The 21994-nt window shown below is 45.9% G+C and carries 22 protein-coding genes; 3 read left to right on the top strand and 19 right to left on the bottom strand.

From position 1 onward, the window contains the following. Positions 1 to 271: 271 nt before the first annotated feature. The 12 genes from rlmN to trmJ all read right to left on the bottom strand — a co-directional run bounded on the left by rlmN (position 272) and on the right by trmJ (position 10054). A complete protein-coding gene (gene rlmN / locus A8140_RS03365; RefSeq protein WP_005532587.1) occupies positions 272 to 1399 on the bottom strand; it encodes a dual-specificity RNA methyltransferase RlmN in 1128 nt (375 codons plus the stop codon). 210 nt (positions 1400 to 1609) lie between these two features. Continuing rightward, positions 1610 to 2035 (bottom strand): nucleoside-diphosphate kinase, encoded by a 426-nt coding sequence (gene ndk, locus A8140_RS03360; RefSeq protein ID WP_005532589.1) that lies wholly within the window; start codon positions 2033 to 2035, stop codon positions 1610 to 1612. 100 nt (positions 2036 to 2135) lie between these two features. Further along, entirely contained in the window at positions 2136 to 3434 is a 1299-nt protein-coding gene (gene pepB / locus A8140_RS03355; protein ID WP_005532590.1) for an aminopeptidase PepB, read from the bottom strand. Positions 3435 to 3606: 172 nt separating this feature from the next. Then, on the bottom strand, positions 3607 to 3801 hold the full coding sequence (iscX, locus tag A8140_RS03350; protein WP_005424887.1) for a Fe-S cluster assembly protein IscX: 195 nt from the start codon (positions 3799 to 3801) through the stop codon (positions 3607 to 3609). Between the two features lie 44 nt (positions 3802 to 3845). Beyond that, positions 3846 to 4184: an ISC system 2Fe-2S type ferredoxin gene (gene fdx, locus A8140_RS03345; protein ID WP_005424889.1), complete on the bottom strand. Its 339-nt coding sequence runs from the start codon at positions 4182 to 4184 to the stop codon at positions 3846 to 3848. A 13-nt stretch (positions 4185 to 4197) separates the two neighbouring features. Next, entirely contained in the window at positions 4198 to 6051 is a 1854-nt protein-coding gene (hscA, locus tag A8140_RS03340; RefSeq protein WP_005532592.1) for a Fe-S protein assembly chaperone HscA, read from the bottom strand. A 21-nt stretch (positions 6052 to 6072) separates the two neighbouring features. After that, the gene (hscB, locus tag A8140_RS03335; RefSeq protein WP_005424897.1) at positions 6073 to 6588 is read right to left on the bottom strand and encodes a co-chaperone HscB; all 516 of its coding nucleotides are present in this window, start codon (positions 6586 to 6588) and stop codon (positions 6073 to 6075) included. A 55-nt stretch (positions 6589 to 6643) separates the two neighbouring features. After that, positions 6644 to 6967: an iron-sulfur cluster assembly protein IscA gene (gene iscA, locus A8140_RS03330; RefSeq protein ID WP_005440317.1), complete on the bottom strand. Its 324-nt coding sequence runs from the start codon at positions 6965 to 6967 to the stop codon at positions 6644 to 6646. 71 nt (positions 6968 to 7038) lie between these two features. Continuing rightward, positions 7039 to 7422, bottom strand: coding sequence for a Fe-S cluster assembly scaffold IscU (gene iscU / locus A8140_RS03325; RefSeq protein WP_005424883.1), 384 nt, complete (start codon positions 7420 to 7422; stop codon positions 7039 to 7041). 37 nt (positions 7423 to 7459) lie between these two features. Beyond that, positions 7460 to 8674, bottom strand: coding sequence for an IscS subfamily cysteine desulfurase (locus A8140_RS03320; protein ID WP_005532593.1), 1215 nt, complete (start codon positions 8672 to 8674; stop codon positions 7460 to 7462). 28 nt (positions 8675 to 8702) lie between these two features. After that, positions 8703 to 9209 (bottom strand): Fe-S cluster assembly transcriptional regulator IscR, encoded by a 507-nt coding sequence (iscR, locus tag A8140_RS03315; RefSeq protein ID WP_005532595.1) that lies wholly within the window; start codon positions 9207 to 9209, stop codon positions 8703 to 8705. A 125-nt stretch (positions 9210 to 9334) separates the two neighbouring features. Further along, positions 9335 to 10054 (bottom strand): tRNA (cytosine(32)/uridine(32)-2'-O)-methyltransferase TrmJ, encoded by a 720-nt coding sequence (gene trmJ / locus A8140_RS03310; RefSeq protein WP_005532596.1) that lies wholly within the window; start codon positions 10052 to 10054, stop codon positions 9335 to 9337. A gap of 231 nt (positions 10055 to 10285) precedes the next feature. On the opposite strand from trmJ, the gene suhB reads away from it, so the two are divergent. Then, a complete protein-coding gene (suhB, locus tag A8140_RS03305; protein ID WP_005532597.1) occupies positions 10286 to 11089 on the top strand; it encodes an inositol-1-monophosphatase in 804 nt (267 codons plus the stop codon). Positions 11090 to 11269: 180 nt separating this feature from the next. On the opposite strand, the gene secF is transcribed toward suhB, so the two are convergent. The 5 genes from secF to queA all read right to left on the bottom strand — a co-directional run bounded on the left by secF (position 11270) and on the right by queA (position 17001). Continuing rightward, positions 11270 to 12217 (bottom strand): protein translocase subunit SecF, encoded by a 948-nt coding sequence (gene secF / locus A8140_RS03300; protein ID WP_005532598.1) that lies wholly within the window; start codon positions 12215 to 12217, stop codon positions 11270 to 11272. Between the two features lie 14 nt (positions 12218 to 12231). Next, complete coding sequence (secD, locus tag A8140_RS03295; protein ID WP_005532599.1) at positions 12232 to 14088, bottom strand: protein translocase subunit SecD; 1857 nt, start codon at positions 14086 to 14088, stop codon at positions 12232 to 12234. Between the two features lie 21 nt (positions 14089 to 14109). After that, positions 14110 to 14439, bottom strand: a complete 330-nt coding sequence (yajC, locus tag A8140_RS03290) for a preprotein translocase subunit YajC (protein WP_005424903.1) — start codon at positions 14437 to 14439, stop codon at positions 14110 to 14112. Positions 14440 to 14616: 177 nt separating this feature from the next. Then, the gene (tgt, locus tag A8140_RS03285; RefSeq protein WP_005424899.1) at positions 14617 to 15753 is read right to left on the bottom strand and encodes a tRNA guanosine(34) transglycosylase Tgt; all 1137 of its coding nucleotides are present in this window, start codon (positions 15751 to 15753) and stop codon (positions 14617 to 14619) included. 195 nt (positions 15754 to 15948) lie between these two features. Beyond that, positions 15949 to 17001, bottom strand: coding sequence for a tRNA preQ1(34) S-adenosylmethionine ribosyltransferase-isomerase QueA (gene queA, locus A8140_RS03280; protein ID WP_038862944.1), 1053 nt, complete (start codon positions 16999 to 17001; stop codon positions 15949 to 15951). A 367-nt stretch (positions 17002 to 17368) separates the two neighbouring features. On the opposite strand from queA, the gene A8140_RS03275 reads away from it, so the two are divergent. Together A8140_RS03275 and A8140_RS03270 are read left to right on the top strand one after the other, a co-directional pair. After that, positions 17369 to 17590 (top strand): hypothetical protein, encoded by a 222-nt coding sequence (locus tag A8140_RS03275; RefSeq protein WP_010648399.1) that lies wholly within the window; start codon positions 17369 to 17371, stop codon positions 17588 to 17590. Between the two features lie 232 nt (positions 17591 to 17822). After that, positions 17823 to 18269 carry a CBS domain-containing protein gene (locus A8140_RS03270; RefSeq protein ID WP_086015985.1) on the top strand — a complete coding sequence of 149 codons (447 nt, stop codon included), beginning with the start codon at positions 17823 to 17825 and terminating at the stop codon, positions 18267 to 18269. 101 nt (positions 18270 to 18370) lie between these two features. Here A8140_RS03270 and aceA read toward each other — a convergent pair whose 3' ends face one another. Next, on the bottom strand, positions 18371 to 19684 hold the full coding sequence (aceA, locus tag A8140_RS03265; RefSeq protein ID WP_005424793.1) for an isocitrate lyase: 1314 nt from the start codon (positions 19682 to 19684) through the stop codon (positions 18371 to 18373). A 148-nt stretch (positions 19685 to 19832) separates the two neighbouring features. Beyond that, positions 19833 to 21461, bottom strand: coding sequence for a malate synthase A (gene aceB, locus A8140_RS03260; RefSeq protein ID WP_005534119.1), 1629 nt, complete (start codon positions 21459 to 21461; stop codon positions 19833 to 19835). Positions 21462 to 21994: the final 533 nt, after the last annotated feature.

Here is a 21994-nt window from a genome sequence, read left to right as displayed (position 1 = left end):
CGTTTTGCAATGGTTCAGCAAAGCGTATTGGAAAAATACTGAGAATAGTCAGTGTCGTAGTTTTATCTCACTTACCATGATAAGCGAATGTTTAACGAAGACAAAAACTCTTTGCTCTCAAATTAACAGATAGCTCAAGCTTTTGTCCAAAAATTGACACAGTAACGCGAAATAATCGCCGATACGATTGTCAGTGTCAGATTACATTCCACCTTCGAGAAACAAAATAGCCAGAGCAAAAGGCTCTGGCTATTTTTCTATTCTTTGCGAATTACACCGCTTTTACGTCGATGGTTTCTGCACCACGTGCTGCTTTTAAAGCTGCGGTACGTTTTGTGCGGTCAATAACATCACCAACCAACTGACCACATGCTGCATCGATATCATCACCGCGCGTTTTACGAACCGTTACTGTGTGCTCGTATTGCATTAGCGTTTTCTGGAAACGGTCAATGCGCGAGTTACTTGGCTTCTTGTAAGGAGAACCTGGGTACGGGTTAAACGGAATCAGGTTGATCTTACATGGGGTATCTTTCATCAATTCAGCCAATTCACGTGCGTGGTCCATGTCATCGTTCACATGATCAAGCAGCACGTACTCAACGGTTACTTTACCGCGGTTCGCATTTGAAGACGCAATGTAACGACGAACAGACGCTAGGAAGTCTTGGATATCCCAACGGTCGTTGATTGGCATGATTTGGCTACGTAGTTCGTCGTTTGGCGCGTGTAGAGAAATCGCCAATGCGACGTCGATTTTGCCCGTCATCTGATCAAGACCAGAAACCACACCTGAAGTTGATACGGTTACACGACGTTTAGAAAGACCGAAACCCAGGTCATCAAGCATGATTTCTAGTGCTGGGATTAGGTTCTTCATGTTAAGAAGTGGCTCACCCATGCCCATCATCACTACGTTAGTGATTGGACGACGGCCTGTTTCTTTCTGCAAACCGATTTCACGTGCCGCACGCCATACCTGACCAATGATTTCAGATACTTTTAGGTTACGGTTGAAGCCCTGTTGTGCTGTTGAACAGAACTTACATTCCAACGCGCAACCTACCTGAGAAGACACACATAAGGTTGCTCGGTCATCTTCTGGGATGTAAACCGTTTCTACGTCTTGGTCACCTACCTTCATCGCCCACTTGATTGTGCCGTCTGAAGAGTGCTGAGCTTCTGCCACGGTAGGTGCTTTGATTTCACACTTGTGCTGCAGTTTTTCACGTAGCTTCTTGTTGATGTTCGTCATGTTGTCGAAGTCATCAACACCGAAATGGTAGATCCACTTCATAACCTGATCAGCACGGAACGCTTTTTCGCCTAGCTCATCCGCGAAAAATTGACGCATGCCCTTGCGATCAAAGTCGAGTAGATTGATTTTTTCAGTGGTCATGTTGCCTCTCAATGACTGAAACAAGAATAAGGGCGCGAATTGTACAGCCTTTATGCAGCTACAACAAGGGCTGTAAGACCCTGACTTCGCTAAGGCATTAAAATCTTAATGATTAAATTTTAGCCAATTATTCTTCTTCACTCTTTCTGAATAACGGATAATAAAAAGCCCCGGAAAAAACCGAGGCTTGGTAATCAAACTAGTACAAGATTAACGAGGGCAAATCTCTGACTCTGGGAAGAAAAACTCGATTTCACGAGCCGCTGATTCAGGACTGTCTGAACCATGAACAGAGTTATGACGCATGCTCAGTGCGTAATCAGCACGGATTGTACCGCATGCCGCTTCTTCTGGGTTTGTTTTGCCCATTAGCTCACGGTAACGAGCGATTGCATCTTCACCTTCAAGAACCTGAACCATGATAGGGCCAGATGTCATGAACTCTTTCAGTGCAGGGAAAAAAGGTTTGCCTTCATGTTCTGCGTAAAAACCGCTCGCCTGTTCTTCTGTCAGATGAACCATTTTTGCAGCAACAATACGCAGACCCGCCTTTTCGATACGGTGGTAGATTTCACCAATCAGATTGCGTTCTACAGCGTCAGGCTTAACAATTGAAAACGTTCTTTCTAGAGCCATAAGGTTTCCTTTTTGTACTTGTAATAATAGTTTTATATGAGTGACTTGCGTCTCTCTAAGTTATACCAGTACAGACAGGGGGTCTGCACTGGTAAAAGTGTTATTTTGCGGCTTGTTCGTTCAGGAAACGAGCAAGTGTGCGGACACCCATGCCTGTCGCGCCAGCAGCCCATTTATCAGACGCTGACTTACGGTACGTGCCTGCACAGTCAAAGTGCAACCAGCCTTTCTTGTAATCTTCAACAAAGTAAGACAAGAATGCTGCCGCTGTACTTGCGCCTGGCGAGTAATCACCAGAACTTATGTTAGATAGGTCAGCAAAGTTTGATGGCAGCATGCCACGGTGGAAATCAGCAAGAGGCAGTGGCCATAGACCTTCTTTCTCTTGGTTTGCCGCCGTTAGCGCTTGATGAGAAAGCTCATCATCAAAGCTCATCAGTGCATGGTAGTCATTACCTAGTGCATTCTTCGCTGCGCCCGTAAGGGTTGCACAGTCAATGATCAGCTCAGGGTTTTGCTCACTAGCGTAGATAAGACCATCAGCAAGAACCAAACGACCTTCTGCGTCAGTGTTCATGATTTCTACTGTCTTACCATTTTTGTAAGTGATGATGTCGCCAAGCTTAAGTGCACGACCCGAAACCATGTTTTCTGCACAGCAAAGGATCAGTTTTACACGCTTGTTAAGGCCGCGAAGAATAGCAAGACCAAGACCGCCGGTAATCGTACCTGAACCGCCCATATCCGCTTTCATTGCTGTCATGAAGTTTGATGGCTTAAGGCTGTAACCGCCTGAATCAAAGGTGATGCCTTTACCCACTAGACACGCAAACACTGGTGCGTTTTCATCGCCTGTTGGGTTGTAATCAAGTTGCAGCATTGCTGATGTGCGCTCAGAGCCGCGACCCACTGCATAAATGCCTTCCCAACCTTCTGAAAGCAGATCTTTATCTTTAACGATACGAGCCGTTACTGTGCCTTGTGGTGCGATTGATTTGATGAATTCAGCCGCCATGGTTGCCAATTGACGTGGCGCCACTTCTTCAGCTGTTTTGTTGATGATATCGCGAGTAAAGTCCGTAGAAGTGATACGAGCATGCAGCTCTGCTTGGTCTTGCTCAGAAAGCGCAACCCACTCTAGCGTGCCGTGTTTTTTCGGGTTGCGGTAACCTTGGTGGAATGCCCAAATGCTCTCCAAATCCCAGTTATCACTAGCAAGTAAAATTGAACGAATTCCTTGGCCATCGAGTTGACGCGCTGCACGTTGAATCGCACCAAGATCGTGACCTTCACCTAGGTGAATGGTTGTGCCATTCTCAGCGAAAGAAAGCAATGCTTTGTCGCCCCAATGTGGTGCCGCTGGTTCTTGGCTTAGAAATACAGACATCTGTGTAGACATGGTTTCTCCTTGTCTTATAACGGCGTTGCCTACGCCTCTTCTTTTTTAATAACTACCGGATGTTAGCATTATGTAGGGTAAAAATGTCAACTTGATAAAAAAACGGACCTTAAGGTCCGCTTTTTTTAGTGAGAATTGTTAACTCTGCTGCGTTTTACCGCCGAATCGAGCATTAATCCGCTTCATCCATCCAACATAAGATGACCGCTTCTAGAATCTTTTCATTACAATGGTTTGGCTCATCGTCAAACTCATCCAACTCCATGATCCATTGGTGAAGATCGGTAAAACGTACGGTTTTAGGATCTAAGTCGGGAAACTTGTCACAAAGCTCAATCGCGATATCGCGAGAATCTGTCCATTTCATTGCTCGTCTTCCTTTTGCTTCGCCCCTATATTGGGGAGATAGTATTAGTGATCTTCCGACGCGTGGTTTAGCGTGTATTTTGGAATCTCAACAACCAAATCTTCATCCGCTACTTTTGCTTGGCAACCAAGACGAGATTCAGGCTCAAGACCCCATGCTTTATCTAGCATGTCATCTTCTAGCTCTTCACTCTCTTCTAGCGAATCAAAACCTTCACGAATGATCACGTGGCAAGTCGTACATGCACATGACTTTTCACATGCGTGTTCAATACCAATGCCATTTTTTAGCGCAACGTCTAGAACGGTGTCACCAGTGTTTGCTTCCAACACTGCACCCTCTGGGCACAAATCTTCGTGTGGTAGTACAATAATCTTAGGCATAACTACTTATCTCTTATATATCATTAACTGACTGACCTGACAGTGCAGCTCGAATCGATTTATCCATACGGCGCGACGCAAAATCTTGGCTTGCTTTGTCGGTGTCTTTGATGCCTTGCTCGATGGCGTCGGCATCTTCGCCGTTGCGCAGTTCAATCAGCGCTTCAATCACTTTAACTAGGTCTTGTTTCTCTTGGTCTGATAGTAGTTCATCACCATCAGCTTGCATCGCCGCAATCAAGCCTTCAATCACACGATCCGCTTCTACACGCTGTTCAGCCAACGCACGAGCCTGCATATCTTCTTTCGCGTAAGTCATCGAGTCACGAAGCATGTTTGCGACTTCATCATCGCTTAGGCCGTAAGAAGGTTTCACTTGGATTTCAGCTTGAACACCCGTGCTCTTTTCCATCGCGGTGACAGACAGTAGACCATCAGCGTCCACTTGGTACGTCACGCGAATGTGCGCAGCACCTGCCGCCATTGGTGGAATACCTTTCAATGAGAAACGAGCCAATGAGCGGCAGTCATCCACCATTTCACGCTCACCTTGTACGGTGTGAACGCTCATTGCTGTTTGACCATCTTTGAACGTCGTAAATTCTTGTGCACGAGCCACAGGGATGGTGGTGTTACGTGGAATGATCTTCTCAACCAAACCACCCATGGTTTCAATACCAAGGGACAAAGGAATAACGTCCAGAAGCAACATTTCCGAGTCAGGCTTATTGCCCGCCAAGATATCTGCTTGAATACCTGCGCCGATTGCAACAACTTCATCTGGGTTAATGCTTGTCAGTGGTGTACGACCGAAGAATTCACCGACCATTTCACGAACAAGCAATGTGCGAGTTGAACCGCCAACCATGACCGCTTCAAGTACATCTTCCGCATCCACATCCGCATCTTTCAGCGCACGACGGCAAGACATTAGGGTTTTCTTCACTAGCGGACGAATCAGCTCTTCGAACTGTTCGCGAGTCACTGCACCTTTCCAGCCAAATACATCAACATCAACGCAGTCTTGCTCAGAAAAAGCAATCTTAGTTGCCGTTGCAATGTTCAGTAGTGCACGGTTTTTCTCAGCAGAAAGCGGCGCTTCTAGACCAGCCTGCTCCATGAGGTAATCCGCCAATAGGTGGTCAAAATCATCACCGCCTAGCGCAGAGTCACCGCCTGTTGCTAATACTTCAAATACACCTTTCGACAAACGTAGGATAGAGATATCGAATGTTCCACCACCTAGATCGTAAACCGCAATCACGCCCTCTTGACCAGAGTCTAGACCGTAAGCGATTGCTGCAGCTGTCGGCTCGTTAAGCAGACGCAATACATGAAGACCCGCCAATTTCGCCGCATCTTTTGTACCAGCACGTTGAGCATCATCAAAGTAAGCAGGAACAGTAATAACCACACCAGCTAACTCGCCACCTAGAGTCTCTTCTGCACGTTTGCCTAGTGATTTGAGAATGTCAGCAGACACTTCAATCGGGTTCTTGTCACCTTGCGCAGTTTGCAGAATAGGCAGACCGTTGTCGCTTTCTTTAAATTGGTAAGGCAAAGATGGGTAGCGAGCTTGAATGTCTTTTAATGAACGACCAATTAGACGTTTTACCGAAATAACGGTGTTTTCTGGTTCTTGCTCTGCTTTAGCTTTGGCCTCGTAACCAACTAACGTCGTATCTTGTGCGTAGTTCACCACAGACGGCAAAATGCTACGACCTTGGTCATCTGTCAGTGTTTTTGCGTCGCCGCTGCGAACAGATGCAACCAAAGAGTTGGTGGTACCTAAGTCGATACCCGCTGCTAACTTGTGCTCATGAGGTGCCGAGCTTTGGCCCGGTTCTGCGATTTGAAGTAGTGCCATGATGGGTCCTTGTCGCGCTAACTAGCCGAGGAGTTTATCTTCAACCAGTTCAATTTCGTTCTTTAGCTTGGCAATGAATTTGAGTTTACGAACTCGGTCTGCAGCTTCCGCCCAAAGACCTTGATCAAGTTCTTGTTCTACACTCGCCAAATGCTGTTTGTACATTTTGCTGACCTTAGAATCGAAGTCAAAAAGCGCTGATTCAGGATCAGAGCTGTCAGCAATGTCTTCCAGTTCTTCACGCAATTCCATTTGCTCCATTAAGAACATCGGGTCTTGCATGGTTTGTTGCTCACCACGAATTTCTGTGCCGTTTTCTGCCAGAATGTATTCAGCGCGAGAGATAGGATGCTTAAGTACTTGATACGCATCGTTGATTTGCGCTGCTTTTTGGACGGCCATCAAGCGGTCGCGCTCAGAGGCAGTCGCAAAATTGTCAGGGTGGAAGCGTTTTTGTAGTTCTCGGAACTGAGAAGAAAGAAGGCTACCATCCAGCTGAAACTGACTTGGTAGCCCAAATAATTCAAAGTGATTCATTAAGTTCGGGTCCTAGTAAAGCCTTCTGGACTCGTTTGCCCAGAAGGACAGTCAATTAGACGTTGAAGCTTTCACCACAACCACATTCACTTTTTGCGTTAGGGTTGTTGAATTCAAAACCTTCATTCAACCCTTCCTTAACGTAATCCAACTCAGTACCGTCTAGGTATACCAAGCTTTTCTTATCAATGATGATTTTCACTTCAGACAGTTCAAAAACTTCGTCTTCTTCGTTTAGATCATCCACAAACTCAAGAACGTAAGCCATGCCTGAACAGCCTGTCGTCTTCACTCCAAGACGCAAACCGATACCTTTGCCTCGGTTATCTAGGAATGCTTTTACGCGACTCGCCGCTGATTCTGTCATTGTGATGGCCATACTGCACCTTAGTCTGTCTAAATTACGTTTGGAATGGGAGCGTTTAAGAGCTCCCATTATATACGGAATAATTATTCCTGGTGTTTTTTCTTGTAGTCAGCAACTGCTGCTTTGATTGCATCTTCCGCTAGGATTGAGCAGTGAACTTTCACTGGTGGAAGCTCTAGCTCTTCTGCAATCTCAGAGTTTTTGATAGATGCCGCTTCATCGATAGACTTGCCTTTTACCCACTCAGTTACCAGTGAGCTTGAAGCGATTGCACTACCACAACCGTATGTTTTGAATTTCGCGTCTTCAATGATGCCTTCTGGCGTCACTTTGATTTGAAGCTTCATTACGTCACCACAAGCTGGCGCGCCAACCATGCCGCTGCCTACTGATGGGTCTTCTTTATCGAACGAACCAACGTTACGTGGGTTCTCATAGTGATCAATTACTTTTTCGCTGTATGCCATGATAAATTACCTCGAATCCTCTATTCAGTCCGTGAGATTAATGGTGAGCCCATTCAACAGTGCTCAGATCAACCCCTTCCTTGTACATATCCCATAGAGGAGACATGTCGCGTAGCTTAGTCACTGCAACGCGGATTTGTTCAATTGCGTAATCAATTTCTGCTTCAGTCGTGAAACGACCAAATGAGAAACGTACTGAGCTGTGTGCTAATTCGTCGTCTAGACCAAGAGCGCGAAGAACGTAAGATGGCTCTAGGCTCGCTGATGTACAAGCACTACCAGAAGATACTGCTAGGTCTTTCAGTGACATCAGTAGAGATTCGCCTTCTACGAATGCAAAGCTCACGTTTAAGTTGTGCGGAACACGCTGCTCTAGGTCACCGTTCACCGTTACAGCTTCTAGATCTTTAACGCCATCTAGAAGACGGTTACGAAGTGCTAGCGCGTGATCGTAATCTTTTTGCATGTCTTCTTTTGCTACGCGGAACGCTTCACCCATACCCACGATTTGGTGAGTTGGAAGTGTACCTGAGCGGAAGCCACGCTCATGACCGCCACCGTGCATTTGCGCTTCAAGACGGATACGAGGCTTACGACGTACGTAAAGTGCGCCAATACCTTTAGGGCCATATGCTTTGTGCGCAGAGAATGAAATTAGGTCAACTTTCATTTCTTGCACATCGATTGGCAGTTTACCCGCGGACTGTGCAGCATCCACATGGAACACAATCTTACGTTCGCGACATAGATCGCCAATTGCTGTGATGTCTTGAATGACACCAATCTCATTATTTACGTGCATGATTGAAACTAGAACAGTGTCTTCACGCATTGCTGCTTGAAGTTTGTTTAGATCAACAAGACCGTTTGATTCTGGCTCCAGGTAAGTCACTTCAAAGCCTTCGCGTTCTAGTTGACGACATGGGTCAAGTACCGCTTTGTGCTCTGTTTTACAAGTGATTACGTGTTTACCCTTTTTAGAGTAAAAATGTGCTGCACCTTTAATAGCAAGGTTGTCAGACTCTGTCGCACCAGATGTAAATACGATTTCGCGAGGATCTGCATTTATAAGGTCAGCAATTTGCTCACGAGCAGTATCTACAGCTTCTTCTGCCTGCCAGCCGTAACGGTGCGAACGCGAAGCTGGGTTGCCAAATGTGCCATCCATTGTCATGTACTGAACCATTTTTTCAGCAACACGTGGATCTACTGGACATGTAGCGGAATAATCAAGATAAATCGGCAGTTTCATTCTCTACTCCAATGTAAAATGCTGACCGCTAAGAGCGGACGTTTACACCGATGGGCGCGGCGGTTGTATTTTTGTTTGAAAGCCCATTAGTTACCGCCAGATCAATGTCCTGACGGTCAGAAATTTCTAAAACTTCGTTGTCTGTCATTAGCTCACCGAGCGTAATGTTGTTCAAGAAGTCACTAATACGAGAGCTCAGATCACGCCATAGTGTGTGAGTTAAGCAACGAGTGCCACCTTGGCAATCGCCTTTACCTTGGCATTTGGTTGCGTCTACTGACTCATCAACCGCAGCAATCACAGTGCCAATGGCAATGCTGTGCGCGTCTGCACCAAGTCGGTAACCACCACCAGGACCACGAACGCTGGCTACAAGGCCTGCTTTACGCAATTTTGAAAAAAGCTGCTCTAAGTATGAGAGCGAGATACCCTGACGCTCTGAGATATCTGCAAGAGGTACTGGGTTTTGTTGCGAATGCAGTGCCACATCCAGCATGGCTGTCACCGCATATCTTCCTTTAGATGTAAGTTTCATACCACACCGTATCCACATGGTTTGTAATGATTAGGATTTTTCCATACCCGACCAAAACGGTCAAGTATTTATTTGACTATTTTAGTCAGGTATTCATCCTTACACCTAAAGTGGTTATTATTTGTTCAGAGTTTCTTTTCGATCGCTGTCAAAACACCACGCAGAATATTCAATTCTTGCGCCTCTGGTCGTGCACGTGAGTACAAACGACGTAGTTTGTTCATCACCTGACCTGGCTGCTCTCTGTTGATAAATTGGGTATCAATCATCACCTTTTCAAGGTGCTCAAAGAACATTTCTAGCTCTTTATGGCGTGGGTACTCTTCAGGTTCACTTGGCGCGTATTGACTTTGCTCTAGGTTAAGGTGTGCAACACGAACTTCATAGCTCAGCGTTTGTACCGCCATCGCTAAGTTAAGTGAACTGTATTCAGGATTAGCAGGAATGCAAACGTGGTAATGACACTTCTGCAGTTCGTCATTAGTTAGGCCAGTTCTCTCACGGCCAAAGACTAATGCAACAGGGTGTTTTTGGCCTTCAACAGCAAATTTCTCACCACATTCGCGTGGCTCAAGCATTGGCCATTCAAGTGTGCGTGAACGAGCACTTGAACCGACGACAAGACCGCAGTCTTCAATGGCTTCCTCTAGCGTGCTTACGACTGTTGCGTTTTGAGCAATATCACCAGCACCAGCGGCAAGAGCAAGAGTTTGGTCATCCACTTCACATTGCGGATCCACCAATACAAGTTGGCTTAAACCCATGACTTTCATTGCTCGTGCAGCCGAGCCAATGTTGCCTGAATGAGAAGTCCCGACGAGTACGATTTTTACTTGATCCAACATCTGTGTTTGCTACCTGAATTAAAACCGAGGGATATTATCATAATTTTCTAATACACCCTAGAGCGAAGCGGGGTTCTATTCGCATTCTCATCAATTGTTTTCCTCTCTATCGAGAGAGCTATCACAACGCCTTTCTCTAACGAGCAAAAAATAACCACTTCCCTTTTGCTTTGACTCTGGTATACTCGCCGCCGCTTTAAATTGTTCTTTAACATCCGTTGGGAAATTCGTATGCATCCAATGCTAAATATTGCTATTCGCGCTGCGCGAAAGGCAGGCAATCACATTGCTAAATCATTAGAAAACACAGATAAAATTGAATCTACGCTAAAAGGCACTAATGACTTTGTTACTAATGTAGACAAAGAAGCAGAAGCTATCATCATCGATACTATCAAGCACTCTTACCCAGAGCACTGCATCGTTGCTGAAGAAGCTGGTCTTATCGAAGGTAAAGATAAAGACGTACAATGGATCATCGACCCAATGGATGGCACTAATAACTTTGTAAAAGGTTACCCTACTTTCGCAGTATCTATCGCGGTTCGCTTCAAAGGTAAAACTGAAGTGGCTTGTGTATACGATCCAATGCAAAACGAGCTATTCACTGCACAACGTGGTGCTGGCGCTCAGCTAAACAACGCTCGTATCCGTGTTACTCAACTTAAAGACCTACACGGTACTGTTTTAGCGACTGGTTTCCCATTCAAACAGAAGCAACACTCTGAGTCTTATATCAAGATCGTAGGCTCTCTATTCACTGAGTGTGCTGACTTCCGTCGTAGCGGTTGTTCTGCTCTTGACCTATGTTACGTGGCTGCTGGTCGTGTAGATGGTTACTTTGAGCTAGGCCTAAAACCTTGGCAAATGGCTGCTGGTGAGCTTATCGCTCGTGAAGCTGGCGCAATCCTAACTGACTTCGCTGGCGGTACTGAGTACATGAAGTCTGGTAACATTGTTGCTTCTAGCGCTCGTGGCGTGAAATCTATCCTTAAGCACGTTCGCGAAAACGGCAACAGCGCGCTCCTTAAGTAAGATTCTCAAGTCATACTAAGCCCGTCACGCTGATGACTTTTGAATAGCCCCGCTCATTGAGCGGGGCTTTTTTATATCTGAAATTCACTAGCCAGTTCAAACGCCACTTAAGCAAGTTTCTTCAGGCATAAAAAAACCGCTGACTGCTCAGCGGTTTTTGTTTTCGGTTCTCAATCTGCCTTATGGCATCTCGTCGAACTCTGCACCTTCTTTTTCTACTTGAGGTGGCATCAAGTGCTCTTTCTGGATGCCCAGTTTCAGCGCTAGTGCTGATGCTACGTAGATAGAAGAGTAAGTACCTACCGTGATACCAAGTAGAAGTGCGGTTGCGAAGCCGTGAATCATCGCACCACCTTGCATGAACAGGGCAATGACTACGAACAAGGTTGTACCCGACGTAATCAATGTACGGCTCAATGTTTGAGTGATTGATGCATCCATGATGTCTGAAGGTTCGCCCTTACGCATCTTACGGAAGTTTTCACGAATCCGGTCGAATACAACGATGGTATCGTTGAGCGAGTAACCGACTACCGTTAGTAGCGCCGCTACGATGGTAAGGTCAACTTCGATTTGCAGGAACGAGAACACACCCAGCGTGATGATGATATCGTGTGCTAGTGCCAATACCGCACCAGCCGCTAGACGCCATTCAAATCGCATTGATACGTAGATCAGGATACAGATCAACGATACAAGAATCGCTAGACCACCCGCTTCTGTCAGCTCATCACCAACGTTTGGACCTACAAACTCGATACGACGCATTTCTACGCTTTCACCCGTACCTTCTTTGATCGCACCAATGATTTGGTTGCCTAGCGTTTCACCTGAAACGTCGTCACGTGGACGAAGACGAACCATCACTTCACGAGCACTACCAAAGTTTTGTACTGTCGCATCACCGAAACCTTTTGAATCTAGCGCTGCACGAATCTCTTCAAGGTTTGCAGGTTGTTGAAAACCTACCTCAATGAGCGTACCACCAGTAAAGTCTAGACCCCAGTTCAACCATTTGGTTGATAGCGTGAAGATAGAGGCAGCGATCATAAAGATAGAGAATACGAACGCGACTTTCGACCAACGCATAAAGCCGATCGTGCCTTCTGCTTTTAGAATTTGAAACATATTAATTCCCAGCCTTAGATCGACAATTTATCAACGCGTTTGCCACCGTAAATCAGGTTCACGATACAACGTGTACCTACAATAGCGGTGAACATTGAAGTTAAGATACCGATAGATAGTGTTACTGCGAAGCCTTTCACCGCACCTGTACCCACTGCAAATAGAATGATCGCAGTGATAAGCGTTGTGATGTTCGCATCGGCAATAGTACTGAATGCGTTTGCGTAACCTTGGTGAATCGCTTGCTGAGGACTGCGTCCATCTCGAAGCTCTTCACGGATACGCTCGAATATCAGCACGTTCGCATCGACCGCCATACCGACGGTTAATACGATACCGGCAATACCAGGCAGCGTCATGGTAGCACCCGGAATCATCGACATAACACCAATGATAAGAACCAAGTTTGCCATCAACGCAATGTTAGCAATTAGACCGAAGCCACGGTAGTAAAGCAGCGTAAACAGCATTACCGCAACCATACCCCAGATACATGCTTGGATACCCATATCGATGTTTTGCTGACCCATTGATGGACCAATGGTACGTTCTTCAACGATAGAGATCGGTGCGATTAGAGCACCAGCACGTAGTAGAAGTGCTAAGTTGTGCGCTTCTGCTGCAGAGTCGATACCAGTGATACGGAAGTTACGACCAAGAGCCGATTGAATCGTTGCTTGGTTGATGACTTCTTCGTGCTTATCAAGGATAACTTTGCCTTCTGGCGTACGACGGCCACTGTCTTTGTATTCTGCAAACACGGTAGCCATTAGCTTACCGATGTTCTTCTTAGAGAACGCAGACATCTTGTTACCACCTTCGCTATCTAGCGAGATGTTAACTTGTGGGCGACCGTATTCATCAACACTTGAACTTGCATCCGTGATACTTTGACCACCAAGAATAACGCGCTTCTTAAGCACAACTGGGCGACCATCACGGTCCATCTTGATTTCGCTACCTGCTGGCGCACGGCCATTTGCCGCCGCTGATAGGTCAGCTTTATCGTCAACTTCGCGGAACTCTAGTGTTGCCGTAGCACCTAGAATTTCCTTCGCACGAGCGGTGTCTTGAACACCAGGCAGCTCAACTACGATGCGGCTAGCACCTTGACGTTGAACCAGTGGCTCAGCAACACCCAGTTCGTTAACACGGTTACGAAGAATCGTGATGTTTTGTTCAACTGCGTAGTTACGTATCTCTTGTAGACGTTGCTCGGTAAAGGTGGCAATCAACTCGTAACGGCCATTAGAATCTGAGTCGACAAAGTTCATGTCTGGGTGATTCTTTTCTAGCGTTGCTTTCGCTTCCGCTAGCTGCTCCTCATTACGTAGCAATACTTCCACACCTTCTGTACCAGAAGGACGGATTGCACGGTAACGAATCTTAGCTTCACGAAGTTCGCTACGGAAAGCTTCTTCTTGCTGACCAACCAGCTTCTCCATCGCCGCGTCCATGTCAACTTCCATTAGGAAGTGAACACCACCACGTAGGTCAAGACCCAGCTTAAGTGGCGACGCACCGATTGCTTCTAGCCAATCTGGCGTAGATGGAGCAAGGTTTAGTGCAACAATTTTATCTTTGCCAAGCGCTTCGCTGATGATATCGCGGGCACTGATTTGAGTGTCAGTGTCATTGAAACGAACAAGGATTGATCCATTCTCGAGAGCAATGGATTTATGAGAGAGATGCTCTTTATCAAGAGCTTTGGTGACAGCATCCAGCGTTGACATATCTACAGAGGCGCCACGCGCCCCTGTAACTTGAATAGCCGGATCTTCACCGTAGATATTTGGAAGTGCGTATAACGCAGCGGTGATGATGGCAAAAAATACCATCAAGTACTTCCATAATGGATAACGGTTTAGCACAGCGAGGATCCTTTAGCTGTTTTATAGAGACTTCAGCGTACCTTTTGGTAGCACTGCAGTTACGAAGTCTTTCTTGATTACAACTTCATTGTTTGCGTTTAGCTCAATTGAAATGAAATCGTTGTCTTCAGCAATCTTAGTGATTTTACCCACTAGGCCGCCGCTTGTTAGAACTTCATCGCCTTTGCCCATAGAAGACATTAGGTTCTTGTGTTCTTTAACACGCTTAGATTGTGGGCGGTAGATCATGAAGTAGAAGATCACCGCAAACATGCCTAGCATGATTAGCATTTCAAAACCGCCGCCTGCTGGTGCGCCTTCTGCTGCTGCGTGAGCTTGAGAAATAAACATTAAAACATCCTCATTATATTTTATTGATAATCCAACAAGTTGGGCTTTCGTAATTTAGATTCAAGTTTGAGATTAAGTAATAGAGATCACCTTCTCAAAAATAACGTACGTTAGCCTACTTTATTAGCAAAAGCCTCTGGCAACATGCCAAAGGCTTTAATTCTTTTAATCTGTTAATTACTGCTCTTTTGCTAGTGGTGGTACTTCACGACCACGACGCTCATAGAACTCAGTAACGAACTCATCGAAACGATCTTCATCAATCGCCTTACGAATGCTTTCCATCAGACGCTGGTAGTAGCGTAGGTTATGGATAGTGTTCAGGCGAGCACCTAGGATTTCGTTACAACGCTCTAGGTGGTGAAGGTACGATTTGCTGTAGTGCTGACAAGTGTAACAGTCACAGTGCGGATCTAGCGGAGTTGTATCCGTTTTATGTTTCGCATTACGGATCTTGATCACACCACCAGTCACAAATAGGTGACCATTACGCGCGTTACGCGTTGGCATTACACAGTCAAACATGTCGATACCACGACGAACACCTTCAACCAAATCTTCCGGTTTGCCTACGCCCATTAGGTAACGAGGCTTGTCTTCTGGAAGCTGTGGACACGTGTGCTCAAGGATACGGTGCATGTCTTCTTTCGGTTCGCCTACTGCAAGACCACCAACCGCGTAACCATCAAAACCGATTTCCGTCAGGCCTTTGATAGACACATCACGCAGATCTTCGTAAACACCACCTTGAACGATACCAAATAGGTTGTTCGGGTTTTCTAGCTTATCGAAGTGGTCACGTGAGCGTTGTGCCCAACGTAGTGACATTTCCATCGATTTTTTCGCTTCGTTGTGTGTCGCTGGGTATGGCGTACACTCGTCGAAGATCATTACGATGTCAGAACCAAGGTCTTTTTGGATTTCCATCGACTTTTCAGCGTCCATGAAAATCTTGTCGCCGTTTACAGGGCTACGGAAGTGAACACCTTTCTCAGTGATCTTACGCATTTTACCTAGGCTGAATACTTGGAAACCGCCTGAATCAGTAAGAATAGGACCGTGCCAGTTCATGAAGTCGTGCAGGTCACCGTGCATTTTCATCACTTCTTGACCAGGACGTAACCATAGGTGGAAAGTGTTGCCTAGCAGGATTTCTGCACCCGTGCCTTTTACTTCTTCCGGAGTCATGCCTTTAACCGTACCGTAAGTACCTACTGGCATGAATGCTGGAGTTTGAACAGTGCCACGTTCGAAGGTCAATTGACCTCGACGCGCATTGCCATTTTTCTTTTTAAGATCGAATGATAATTTCACGATGCCTCCGAGTGTCAGAGAAACAGTCTGACTATGTATCTTGGGGTTTCCCCCACTTTAAGGAGCGGTCGCTTTCCGTGCGAGAGACAAAGCAGAGGTTCTGCTCTGTTTCCTAGCCTACTGCTAGCACTCGTAAATCGTTAGCTTTCTAACCCTTCCTAACCTACCCCGTAACAAGGGAGGACTGGGAGGGGGTTATGCTGTCTTCTTTTTAATAAACATTGAGTCACCGTACGAGAAGAAACGGTATTTATTTTCCACCGCGTGCTTGTAAGCATTCATGGTGTTCTCGTAACCAGCAAACGCGCTCACCAACATAATTAACGTTGATTCTGGTAAGTGGAAGTTGGTGATCAAGCAATCCACCAGCTGGTACTCGTAACCAGGGTAGATAAAGATTTCAGTATCGCCAAAGAATGGAACCAATCCTGTCCCTTTCTTCAACGCGTCTTGCGCTGCACTTTCTAGTGAACGCACTGACGTAGTACCCACAGCGACGATACGACCGCCACGCGCTTTGGTTGCGTTAATCGCATCCACTACGTCTTGCGGAACTTCTACGTATTCTGCGTGCATATGGTGATCGTTGATGTCATCCACTTTAACTGGCTGGAACGTACCTGCACCTACGTGCAGAGTAACGTACGCAAACTCAGCGCCTTTCGCTTTGATTTTCTCAAGCAGATCATCATCAAAGTGAAGACCCGCCGTCGGTGCTGCAACCGCACCTGGCTTTTGGTTATAAACCGTTTGGTAACGCTCTTTATCCGCGTCTTCATCTGGGCGGTCGATGTATGGAGGAAGTGGCATGTGACCAATTTCTTCCAGAATCTCGAGTACCGTCTTATCAGAGTTAAATTTCAGTTCAAACAGTGCATCATGACGAGCGACCATTTGCGCTGAGTATTCATCGTTTTCACCAACCAAGATCGTTGTGCCTGGTTTTGGCGATTTAGAGCAACGAACGTGTGCCAGGATGCTTTTCTCATCGAGCATACGCTCCACCAGCACTTCTAGCTTGCCGCCTGACTCTTTGCGACCAAACAAACGCGCAGGAATAACGCGAGTATTGTTGAAAACCACTAGGTCACCGGCTTGAACTTGCTCCAGCACATCGGTAAACGTGCCATCAATAAGTTCACCAGTATTGCCGTCCATTTGCAGCAGTCGGCTAGCGGTACGCTCTGGTTGAGGGTAGCGAGCGATGAGTTCATCTGGAAGGTCGAAATGGAAATCTGATACTTGCATGTTACTTGTCTTATCTATTGGTCAAATCACGTCAAAGACGACGATAAAATTGCGACGAGTTTTTCGCAGCAGACTAGTATATGTTTACATGCTGCAATAGCAAGCAAATCCCCTTAGATTGACTGTAAAAGCTTTCACTAAGAGTGTAATAAAACGTGAAAGATGCAGAATAGACATACATAAGAAGAGTAGCGGAGTTTAATGTCCAAATTTGTGCGACGCATTTAACTCGGTCAGTCAGAAATATAGCCAAGACTAACTCAACGATCTCTTGCCCCCCTTAGCTAAAAACAAACTCATCAATAGCAAGTGCTATAGACTATATTGAAAGTGAGCATTTGCTCTTTAGACATTTATTGAGGTAAGTATGAAGATGTTAACTCTAGCGCTGAGTGCTGCCGTACTCGCGTTTTCATCTGGAGCAATCGCAAGTTCCAGCAATGATCGACTCAAAGTGTTGCAAGATGCCTGTTACCTAAAACAGGTCCCTCGCTTATGTGCCGTCAACCTGCCCGATAAAAGCTACATCGGTCGCTGTGTCGATGCGAAAGCTTATGGTCTTATCTGTGTGCATTTTAAGCAACGTTAAGAGTAACCAAAGCTAAGGTTTAAACGCCTTAGCTTTGGTTATTTATGATAGCGCTTACATCCTAGACTCACCCCGAACGAGTAGCTGGAATTATAGAAAACACCAGTCCATTTCACCTCTGATTGATCTCCATCTAATCGTTTATTTTATTAGTGAAAAACGAGTTAGCTCCCAGATATGCAGCAAAATATTCTCTATATTTAAGAGAAGGACAATGCCGCTGGAGGTCTCTATGATCAAGGTTGAAGACATGATGACTCGCAACCCTCATACTTTGCTGCGTGAGCACACATTACGTGACGCAAAAAGCATGATGGAAGTGCTTGATATTCGACATATTCCGGTTGTTGATGCCAATAAACACTTAAAAGGCTTGGTGACTCAACGCGATATTCTTGCTGCACAAGAATCCTGCTTGCACCCAGATGAGGCTGAACAATCTTTTACCCTCGATACTCCGCTTTACCAAATGATGCACACCAACATCATGACTGCCGAACCAAGAGCAGGCTTAAAGGAAAGCGCAATCTATATGCAAAAGCACAAAGTCGGCTGTTTGCCAGTGGTCAATAAAGGTCACTTGGTCGGCATCATTACCGATACCGATTTTGTAACCATTGCAATTAACTTGCTGGAATTACAAGAAGAGACCGAGCCGGAAGAAATCGAAGCGGATTAATACGCCACTACGTTTTTCTCGAATCGTAGACAAAAAAAGAGCGGCTCAATCGCCGCTCAAAGATGTCACTACTAACGTAGTAATTGTGGACTCAATGCTGATTAGAATTGGTCTTCTTCAGTAGAACCTGTCAGTGCTGTCACTGACGAGTTACCGCCTTGAATTGTGTTGGTCATTCTATCGAAGTAACCCGTACCAACTTCTTGTTGGTGCGCTACGAACGTGTAACCTTTTTCTGCCGCTTCAAACTCAGGACGTTGAACCTTCTCAACATAATGACGCATACCTTCGCCTTGAGCGTAAGCGTGTGCCAATTCGAACATGTTGAACCACATGTTGTGGATACCTGCTAGCGTAATGAACTGGTACTTGTAGCCCATGTTAGCCAGTTCTTGTTGGAACTTAGCAATGGTTTCTGCGTCTAGGTTCTTCTCCCAGTTGAATGAAGGCGAGCAGTTGTATGCCAACAGTTGGTCTGGGTACTCTGCATGAATTGCTTCTGCAAACTTGCGTGCTTCTTCTAGACATGGCGTTGCTGTCTCACACCAGATTAGATCCGCATATGGCGCGTAAGCTAGGCCACGAGAGATAGCTTGGTCGATACCTGCACGTACACGGTAGAAGCCCTCTGGCGTACGCTCTCCTTGAATAAAGTCTTTATCGTATGGGTCACAATCAGACGTTAGTAGGTCTGCTGCGTTTGCATCGGTACGCGCAATTACCAGCGTTGTCGTGCCTGCAACGTCTGCTGCAAGGCGAGCCGCTACCAGTTTTTGCACCGCTTCTTGAGTTGGAACCAGTACTTTACCGCCCATGTGGCCACACTTCTTCACTGATGCCAGTTGGTCTTCAAAGTGAACACCTGCCGCACCTGCGTCGATCATCGATTTCATTAGCTCGTAAGCGTTCAATACCCCACCAAAGCCTGCTTCCGCATCCGCTACGATTGGTAGGAAGTAATCAATACCGCCTTCGTCTTCTGGTGACTTACCTGCTGACCACTGAATTTGGTCTGCACGACGGAATGAGTTGTTGATGCGTTTTACTACCGACGGTACCGAATCTACTGGGTACAGAGATTGGTCTGGGTACATCGTCGACGCGGTGTTGTTATCCGCTGCTACCTGCCAACCTGATAGGTAAATCGCTTCAATACCCGCTTTCGCTTGCTGTACGGCTTGACCACCCGTTAGTGCACCAAGACAGTTTACGTAGCCTTTCTTTGAACTACCGTTGACCAGTGACCAAAGTTTGTCAGCACCACGTTGTGCGATTGTGTTCGCAGGTACCATAGAGCCACGCAGTTCTACTACTTCTTCTGCTGTGTAAGTACGCTTTACATTTTTCCAGCGTGGGTTGGTTGCCCAATCTTTTTCCAGAGCTTCAATTTGTTGGCGGCGAGTTAAGTTAGTCATTGGTCTATCCCTCTTATAATGTGCACTTGTGCATGTGCGTTGAGTTTTCCGTTCTCAGGCAGTACATCCTTATCTGCCTCGAATCCTTCACGTATTGGTTAAATAAACATGTATTAGTTAAATAAATGGAGTGTTCTAAATCTTTGGGTTAATCCAAGTAGTCGTAACCTGGAATGGTTAAAAAGTTGGTCAGTTCATCGCTTGTTGTGAGCCTAGCCATCAAGTCTGCCGCTTCTTCAAATCGACCGGCTTGGTAGCGCTGCTCGCCAATTTCTTGCTTCACAACTTCAATCTCTTCTTTCAGGTAGAGTTCGAACAGCTCTTTAGTGACCTTCAATCCGTTGTCGAGCGCCTTGCCGTGTTGAATCCATTGCCAGATAGAAGCGCGTGAGATTTCAGCCGTTGCTGCGTCTTCCATCAGTCCGTAAATCGGCACACAACCATTGCCAGAGATCCACGCTTCGATGTATTGCAGCGCAACGCGGATGTTGTGGCGCATACCTTCTTCTGAGCGTTCACCCTCGCACGGTTCAAGCAGCTCTGCGGCGGTGATTGGTGCGTCTTCTGAGCGGCTCACATCCAATTGGTTAGTGCGCTGCCCCAGTGTGGCACTGAACACTTCCATTGCGGTGTCTGCCAAACCAGGGTGAGCAACCCAAGTGCCGTCATGACCGTTGTTGGCTTCTAGTGATTTATCGTTGTGGATCTTATCCAGCACTTTTTGGTTTTCTTGTGGGTCTTTAGCCGGAATAAAGGCTGCCATGCCGCCCATCGCAAATGCGCCACGTTTATGACAAGTTCGCACCAACAATCTTGAGTAAGCGTTGAGGAATGGCTTATCCATGGTCACCACTTGGCGATCCGGAAGTACGCGATCTGGGTGGTTTTTCAGTGTTTTGATGTAGCTAAAGATGTAATCCCAGCGACCGCAGTTCAAACCAACGATGTGCTCTTTCAGAGAAAACAGAATCTCATCCATTTCGAATACGGCTGGTAAGGTTTCAATCAGTACAGTCGCTTTGATGGTGCCAGTATCCAAACCGAAATATTCTTCGGTGAAATGGAACACTTCGCTCCACCACTTCGCTTCATGATGCGATTGCAGTTTTGGAATGTAGAAGTAAGGACCGCTTCCCTTTTTCAGTAGCGCTTTGTAGTTGTTGTAGAAGTACAGAGCGAAATCGAATAGCGCACCTGGAATGATCTGACCGTGCCACGTTACGTGTTTTTCTTTTAGATGCAGTCCGCGAACACGGCAGATCAACACCGCAGGGTCTTCTGCCAGCTGATAGTGTTTACCATTGCCAGGGTTGGTGTAGCTGATGGTGCCATTAACAGCGTCGCGCAGGTTGATTTGACCATCTAGAACTTTACTCCACACAGGGGACATCGAATCTTCGAAGTCGGCCATGAACACTTTTACATTCGCATTCAGTGCGTTAATCACCATCTTGCGATCAGTCGGTCCCGTAATCTCCACTCGGCGATCTTGCAGATCTTGCGGGATTCCAAGGATCTTCCAGCTTCCTTCACGAATGTCTTGTGTCTCTGGTAGAAAGTCTGGCAGTTCACCTGCGTCGATACGTGCTTGCTTCTCCTCTCGTGCTTCCAGCAACTGCTCAACACGTCCGGCAAATTTTTCACACAGTAGAGATAAAAAGGTTTGGGCTTCAACAGGGAAAATTGCTTGATGTTCAGGAGCAACGACTCCATTCACCTCAAGCATGCATTGGGTTTGCTTTAGTTGTTGTGTTTTTTGTTCTGTCTGAGCAAGCATAATCATTCATCCTTAACGTGCTTTATCCATCTTGGGCAGTCAGCCTAAAGCTACATTTGTAAGTTATGAACAACAAATTACATCCTTCGATTTGGTGTTCACTTCGCTTCGTTATGTCTATACCTTGCGCAACCTAAATTGCTTTTTCAATCTAGACATAAGTCTTACAAGCCTTTAATTAAGCTAACCCAACAAAGGTTTAAGCGAAACCCCTCAAGTAAACAAAACGTTAAATTCAAAGTTTTATTCGGTATCAAACAAGTGTTTGATTTTTGCGTTCAATTTGCAAGTTATTACGTAATTAAATTACATAAATTTTACAGGTTATTTTTGAATTCAAACAAGTGTATGAATAGTAAGGCAGAAGAAAAACCCTTGTATTCACAAGGGCTAGGAAGAGGAAATTAAACACGACTTAAACGCGTTACACAGGCAGTTGTGTAAAATTAACATTGTGAAATTTCACTATTTTATGAAAGCTTCATGAAAGTTCATCTGTAAAATTTTACAAGTTAAAGTTCACGCGCAGAATA

The organism is Vibrio campbellii CAIM 519 = NBRC 15631 = ATCC 25920, assembly GCF_002163755.1.
In the GTDB taxonomy this organism is placed as follows: Bacteria; Pseudomonadota; Gammaproteobacteria; order Enterobacterales; family Vibrionaceae; genus Vibrio; species Vibrio campbellii.
Note: the sequence above shows the minus strand (reverse complement) of the source record. Positions and strands in the feature narration are given on the sequence as shown.

What these genes read in the sequence shown, in the direction of transcription:
- rlmN (WP_005532587.1), bottom strand. Translation starts at nt 1,399, where the DNA reads ATGACCACTGAAAAAATCAATCTACTCGACTTTGATCGCAAGGGCATG.
- ndk (WP_005532589.1), bottom strand. Translation starts at nt 2,035, where the DNA reads ATGGCTCTAGAAAGAACGTTTTCAATTGTTAAGCCTGACGCTGTAGAA.
- pepB (WP_005532590.1), bottom strand. Translation starts at nt 3,434, where the DNA reads ATGTCTACACAGATGTCTGTATTTCTAAGCCAAGAACCAGCGGCACCA.
- iscX (WP_005424887.1), bottom strand. Translation starts at nt 3,801, where the DNA reads ATGAAATGGACAGATTCTCGCGATATCGCGATTGAGCTTTGTGACAAG.
- fdx (WP_005424889.1), bottom strand. Translation starts at nt 4,184, where the DNA reads ATGCCTAAGATTATTGTACTACCACACGAAGATTTGTGCCCAGAGGGT.
- hscA (WP_005532592.1), bottom strand. Translation starts at nt 6,051, where the DNA reads ATGGCACTACTTCAAATCGCAGAACCGGGCCAAAGCTCGGCACCTCAT.
- hscB (WP_005424897.1), bottom strand. Translation starts at nt 6,588, where the DNA reads ATGAATCACTTTGAATTATTTGGGCTACCAAGTCAGTTTCAGCTGGAT.
- iscA (WP_005440317.1), bottom strand. Translation starts at nt 6,967, where the DNA reads ATGGCCATCACAATGACAGAATCAGCGGCGAGTCGCGTAAAAGCATTC.
- iscU (WP_005424883.1), bottom strand. Translation starts at nt 7,422, where the DNA reads ATGGCATACAGCGAAAAAGTAATTGATCACTATGAGAACCCACGTAAC.
- A8140_RS03320 (WP_005532593.1), bottom strand. Translation starts at nt 8,674, where the DNA reads ATGAAACTGCCGATTTATCTTGATTATTCCGCTACATGTCCAGTAGAT.
- iscR (WP_005532595.1), bottom strand. Translation starts at nt 9,209, where the DNA reads ATGAAACTTACATCTAAAGGAAGATATGCGGTGACAGCCATGCTGGAT.
- trmJ (WP_005532596.1), bottom strand. Translation starts at nt 10,054, where the DNA reads ATGTTGGATCAAGTAAAAATCGTACTCGTCGGGACTTCTCATTCAGGC.
- suhB (WP_005532597.1), top strand. Translation starts at nt 10,286, where the DNA reads ATGCATCCAATGCTAAATATTGCTATTCGCGCTGCGCGAAAGGCAGGC.
- secF (WP_005532598.1), bottom strand. Translation starts at nt 12,217, where the DNA reads ATGTTTCAAATTCTAAAAGCAGAAGGCACGATCGGCTTTATGCGTTGG.
- yajC (WP_005424903.1), bottom strand. Translation starts at nt 14,439, where the DNA reads ATGTTTATTTCTCAAGCTCACGCAGCAGCAGAAGGCGCACCAGCAGGC.
- queA (WP_038862944.1), bottom strand. Translation starts at nt 17,001, where the DNA reads ATGCAAGTATCAGATTTCCATTTCGACCTTCCAGATGAACTCATCGCT.
- A8140_RS03275 (WP_010648399.1), top strand. Translation starts at nt 17,369, where the DNA reads ATGAAGATGTTAACTCTAGCGCTGAGTGCTGCCGTACTCGCGTTTTCA.
- A8140_RS03270 (WP_086015985.1), top strand. Translation starts at nt 17,823, where the DNA reads ATGATCAAGGTTGAAGACATGATGACTCGCAACCCTCATACTTTGCTG.
- aceA (WP_005424793.1), bottom strand. Translation starts at nt 19,684, where the DNA reads ATGACTAACTTAACTCGCCGCCAACAAATTGAAGCTCTGGAAAAAGAT.
- aceB (WP_005534119.1), bottom strand. Translation starts at nt 21,461, where the DNA reads ATGCTTGCTCAGACAGAACAAAAAACACAACAACTAAAGCAAACCCAA.